At 66.5% G+C, this 5071-nt stretch carries 5 protein-coding genes; 1 reads left to right on the forward strand and 4 read right to left on the reverse strand.

Translation table 11 applies throughout. The features are described 5' to 3' along the window. From G3N58_RS33335 to G3N58_RS33350, 4 genes are all read right to left on the reverse strand, one after another. Window positions 1–611 (reverse strand): PTS glucose transporter subunit IIA (locus G3N58_RS33335; protein WP_206001315.1); only part of this gene is annotated, 611 nt, incomplete at its 3' end. Window positions 612–649: 38 nt separating this feature from the next. After that, window positions 650–1666, reverse strand: a complete 1017-nt coding sequence (locus tag G3N58_RS33340) for an SIS domain-containing protein (protein ID WP_206001316.1) — start codon at window positions 1664–1666, stop codon at window positions 650–652. After that, on the reverse strand, window positions 1650–2753 hold the full coding sequence (nagA, locus tag G3N58_RS33345; protein WP_167048390.1) for an N-acetylglucosamine-6-phosphate deacetylase: 1104 nt from the start codon (window positions 2751–2753) through the stop codon (window positions 1650–1652). Before nagA ends, G3N58_RS33340 begins: the two co-directional genes overlap by 17 nt. Before the next feature lie 87 nt (window positions 2754–2840). Next, window positions 2841–3575, reverse strand: coding sequence for a GntR family transcriptional regulator (locus G3N58_RS33350; RefSeq protein ID WP_167048392.1), 735 nt, complete (start codon window positions 3573–3575; stop codon window positions 2841–2843). Between the two features lie 371 nt (window positions 3576–3946). Here G3N58_RS33350 and G3N58_RS33355 point away from each other — a divergent pair, with 371 nt between their 5' ends. Next, window positions 3947–4873, forward strand: a complete 927-nt coding sequence (locus tag G3N58_RS33355; RefSeq protein ID WP_206001317.1) for a bifunctional helix-turn-helix transcriptional regulator/GNAT family N-acetyltransferase — start codon at window positions 3947–3949, stop codon at window positions 4871–4873. The last annotated feature ends 198 nt before the right edge of the window (window positions 4874–5071 follow it).

Raw genomic sequence — 5071 nt, forward strand, 5'->3', positions numbered from 1 at the left:
CCGCGCGCCGCTTCGCGCGCTCGCGCGGCCGGCCGCGCATGCAGACCGCCCGCGTGCGTCAGCGTGATCTGGCGACGTGCTTCGGTCTCGACCTGGGCGGCGCTCGCCTCGCGCACGGCCTCGGTGTTCACGCCGTCGCGCGCGCGCAGCACCAGCAGCGGCGTTTCGCCGGCCTTCACCGGGCCTGCCGGCGCGCGCTCGATCACCTCGAACGCATCCGAATTGGCGATCGCGATCACCGAGACGAGGCTCGGCGCATTGAGCGCGATCTGGTCCTGATCGAACTCGATCAGCACGTCGCCGGCATGCACGTGCGCGCCCGGCTCGACCATCGGCGCAAACCCCTTGCCGTTCAGCCCGACCGTATCGATGCCGATATGCAGCAGAATTTCCGCGCCCTCGGCGCTCGCGAGCGTGACCGCGTGGCCGGTGCGCGCGAGATGCGTGACGACGCCGTCGCACGGCGCGACCAGGCGACCTTCCAGCGGATCGATGCCGATGCCGTCACCGAACATGCCGCCCGAAAACACCGGGTCCGGCACGTTCTCAAGCGGCACGACCGGACCGGTCAGCGGTGCGAGCAAAACAATGTGATCTTCGGAATGACTCATGAGGCTGGACTTTTCGACACGTCGCATCTGCATTCTCGTCAGTGAGTTTCGGTGACTTTGTTGAGATGGCGCGGCGCATCGGGATTGCGCCCGCGCGCGGCGGCAAGGTCCGCGGCCATCACGTAAAAGGACAGGATCGCGGCGATCGGATCGAGCGCCGTGTGTGCGGTTGAAACAAGCGGCAGCGACGCGTCGGCCACGTCGTCGGGCGCGGCGAGCAGCACGCGCGCGCCGCGCGCGCGCATGTCGTGCGCGAGTTGCAGGAGGCCCGCCTGCTCCGGTCCGCGCGGCGCGAACACGAGCAGCGGATAGTCGCGATCGATCAGCTCCATCGGACCGTGACGCACTTCCGCGCTCGAAAACGCTTCGGCCTGGATGCCCGAGGTTTCCTTCAGCTTCAGCGCGGCTTCCTGCGCGATCGCGAGACCGAGGCCCCGGCCGATCACGATCATCCGTTCGATGCCGCGCAGTTCGTTCACGGCCATCGACCAGTCGAGCCGGCCCGCGCGCTCCAGCGCCTCGGGCAGCGTGTTCAGCGCGCCGAGCAGTTCGGCGTCGTTCTGCCAATGCGCGACCAGTTGCGCGGAAATCGACAGCATCGCGATATAGCTCTTGGTCGCGGCGACGCTCAGTTCGGGACCGGCGACGAGCGGCAGATGCCACTCGCACGCATCCGCGAGCGGCGACGCCGGCGCGTTCACGGCGGCGACCGTCAACGCCCCAGCACTGCGCAACGCGTTCATCGTGCCGACAAGGTCCGGGCTCTTGCCCGATTGCGAGAACGCGAGCGCAAGCTGGTCGCGCACCTGCAACGGCGCCTGCTGCAACGTCGCGACCGACATCGGCAGCGACGCGACCGGCACGCCGAGGCGGCTCATCGTCAGCGAGGCGAAGTAACTGGCGGCGTGGTCCGAACTGCCGCGCGCGACCGTCAATGCGACGTGGCGCGGCTGTTGCGCGAGCGTCGCGGCGAGCGCCGCGACGCGCGAGGTGTCCTCGAGTTGCGCGGCGACCGTCCCGGCGGACGCGAGCGCTTCTTTAAGCATATTCGACAATGGCTTCTCCTTCGACGTAAGTCGCGGTCAAGGTCAGTTCGCGATCGAACACGACCACGTCGGCCCACGCGCCGCGCGCGATACGGCCGCGGTCTTCGATGCCGAGATAGTCGGCGGCATAGCGCGACAAACGGTGTGATACATCGGCGATCGGCAAGCCGATCGAAACGAGATTGCGCAGCGCCTGATCCATCGTCAGCGTGCTGCCCGCAAGCGTGCCGTCGGCGAGACGCACGCCGCCCAAGCACTTGGTCACGTGCTGGCTGCCGAGGCGGTATTCGCCGTCGGGCATGCCGGTGGCCGAGGTGCTGTCCGTCACCACGTAGAGACGCGGAATCGCACGCAGCGCGGCGCGGATCGCGCCCGGATGGACGTGCAGCAGATCGGGAATGATTTCGGCGTATTCGGCATGCGCGAGCGCCGCGCCGACGAGGCCGGGGTTGCGGTGATGCAGCGGCGACATCGCGTTGAACAGGTGCGTGAAGCCGCACGCGCCGTGCTTGAGCGCGGCGACGGCGTCGTCATAGGTGCCGAGCGAATGGCCGAGCTGCACGCGCACGCCGCGCGCCGCCATCTCGGAGATGATCTCCATATGGCCGGCGATCTCGGGCGCGAGCGTGACGACGCGAATCGGTGCGATCGACAGATACTTGAGCACCTCGTCCATCACCGCCGACACGGCCGCGTCCGGCTGCGCGCCGAGCTTGCCGGGGTTGATGTACGGCCCTTCCAGATGCACCCCGAGCACGCGCGCGCCGCCCGGCGTGCGCACCCGCGTGACATTGCCGAGCCCGGCGACCACGCTCATCAGCTCCTCGCGCGGCGCGGTCATCGTGGTCGCGAGCAGGCTCGTCGTGCCGTGGCGCGCATGCGTGCGCGTGATCGTTTCGATCGCGTCGCCGGCTTCCATCACGTCGGAGCCGCCGCCGCCGTGCACGTGCAGGTCGATGAAGCCAGGCAGGATGTAGGGCGCGTCGTTCGTCGACGGATCGGCGCGCTCGCCGGTCAGTGCCGTGATACGGCCGTTTTCGTATTCGAGCGTGCCGTGAATCCACCCGTCGGTGGTGAGTATGTTTCCGGTCAGCATGAGTCTCTCTGGTGCGTGATACGTATGCAGCAAATTCGTGTGCCCCGGCTCGCGGCCCTAGCAAGCCGCGCCGCCCGGATACGCGCTTCAGGTGCGCAGTTCGGCGACGAAGTCGTAGTAGTCGTCGCGACAATAGGTGTCGGTCAGTTCGATCGCACGCTGGTCCGCGCTATAGCCGATGCGCGTAATGACCAGCAGCGCCGTGCGCGATTCGATGTCCATCAGCGCGGCGATTTCGCTCGACGCGTTGACCGCGCGGAAGTGCTGCAACGCGCGCACGACCGCCACGCCGTGCTGCTCCAGATAGCTGTAGAGCGAATCGCCGATCGCCTGCGGGTCGGGTACGATCGCGACCGGCAGCGCCGAATGCTCGACCGCCATCACGATGCCGTCCGCGCGCCGCAGCCGCCGCAGGCTCGTGACGGCCGCCCCCGGCGACAGGCCCAGGTGCAGCAGTTCGTCGCGATTGGCAGCGCGCACGTCGCGCTCGAGCCACACCGAATCCGGACGGAAACCGCGCTGCTGCATCTTCTTCGTGAAGCCGGTGAGACGCGACAGCGGGTCTTCGACGCGCGGCGTGATGAAGCTGCCCGCACCGCGCGAACGCCGGATCAGGCCCTGCTCGACCAGCAGCTCGATCGCCTTGCGCGCGGTGATGCGCGACACGCCGATCGCATCCGACAAGGTGCGTTCCGACGGCAGCGCCTCGCCGGCCGACCAGACGCCGCAATGAATCGCCGTCGTCAGGTTGCGCGCGAGCTGCAGGTAGAGCGGCGTGACGTTGTGCACGTCAGGCATCAATGCGGACCAGCGAGTTTCCATGGGGCTCCAGGAGACGCCGCGAGCAGTGCGGCCCGGAAAAATAAGAGCCCATTATATAACCAACATAATACCAATCAATTAACTGGTCCCATGCTGGTATAGTACGCGGCAAAGCCTTGTCGGATAAGGCTCAGAGGCCGATTGGAACGGTGTTTCGAGACGAATTGGGAGATCGGGATTTACCCGTATCCGGTGGTTGGAACCATACCAGCGGATGCTTACCTGACTTTCGCCGGGCTCGAAAAAGCAGTCTAATCGATACCTGTTTAATACCAGTTTCGATCCACCCGTGGCGTGACGGCTTTGCTCGCCGCGGGCGTTCCAATATAGTGGCCGTGTACCAATCCCAAAAAGGTCCCGGGGAGCCGCACTTGACAGATTCCGAGGCGCAGCGGCGCGCTCACGCCGTCCGCCATTTCAATCGCTTCTATACCCTGTACATTGGCGCCCTGCATGAGCGCCTGACGAAAAGCGGGTTCTCGCTGACCGAGGTACGCGTGCTTCACGAGCTTTCTCGCGAACACACGCAAACCGCGTCGGCGCTGAGCCGCGCGCTCGGTCTCGACAGTGGCTATCTGAGCCGCCTGCTGACCAGTTTCGAACGGCGCAATCTGATTACGCGCCGCCCATCCGACACCGACGCGCGCCAATCGCTGATCGCGCTCACCGAGCACGGCCATGCGACCTACGCGCCGCTCGACGCCGCCGCCACGCAGGACGCGCTGGCCCTGCTCGACCGGCTCGACATGCACTCGCAGCAGCAACTGATTGGCGCGATGAGGCTGATCGAGCGCCTGCTGCGCGAGCGGCCCAGGCACGAACTCGTCGTGCTGCGCCCGCCGCACGCCGGCGAATGCGGCTGGCTCGTGCATCGGCAGGCCCAGTGGTTCGCCGCGCAATACGGCTGGGATCAGACATTCGAAGGATTGCTCGCGCGGGTGGTCGCCGAGTACGCGCAGCGCAACGATCCGCTGCGCGAGCAATGCTGGATCGCCGAACAGGACGGTCTCGTGACCGGCTCGGCATGCATCGTCGGCGTATCGACGACGGTGGCGAGCGTGCGTTTGCTGTGGGTCGAACCGGACATGCGGCGCTTCGGCATCGGCACTCAGCTGCTCAGAGAATGCGTGCGTTTCGCGCGACGGGTCGGTTATACGAAACTCACGCTCGCCACCGCGAGCGCGTTGGCGGAACCGCGGCGGCTCTGCGAGCGCATGGGCTTCGTGCTGACCAGTGCCGTGGACACGCACCGTTTCGGCCGCGATCTGACGCTCGAACGATGGGAGCTGGAGCTCTAGCCACGGCCGCAAAAGAAAAGGCGCGGCACGACCAGTGTCGCGCCGCGCCTCGCCAGGCCGGAGATGCGTCGCTTAGAACCCTTAACAAAATGAACAAAGGGGCTGGTAAGAAGCGCTCATGATGAAGCAGCCGGCTGAGGGTGGTAGCCGAGGTCGGCAAGCCGCTTGAGCAGGCGTTGGATGGTTTTTCCGGTGTCG

Origin of the sequence: Paraburkholderia sp. Ac-20342 (assembly GCF_017104985.1) — a bacterium.
Taxonomy (GTDB): domain Bacteria; phylum Pseudomonadota; class Gammaproteobacteria; order Burkholderiales; family Burkholderiaceae; genus Paraburkholderia.

Excerpts from the sequence above, each read along its gene's own strand:
- nagA (WP_167048390.1), bottom strand. The coding sequence starts at position 2,753 with ATGCTGACCGGAAACATACTCACCACCGACGGGTGGATTCACGGCACG.
- G3N58_RS33350 (WP_167048392.1), bottom strand. The coding sequence starts at position 3,575 with ATGGAAACTCGCTGGTCCGCATTGATGCCTGACGTGCACAACGTCACG.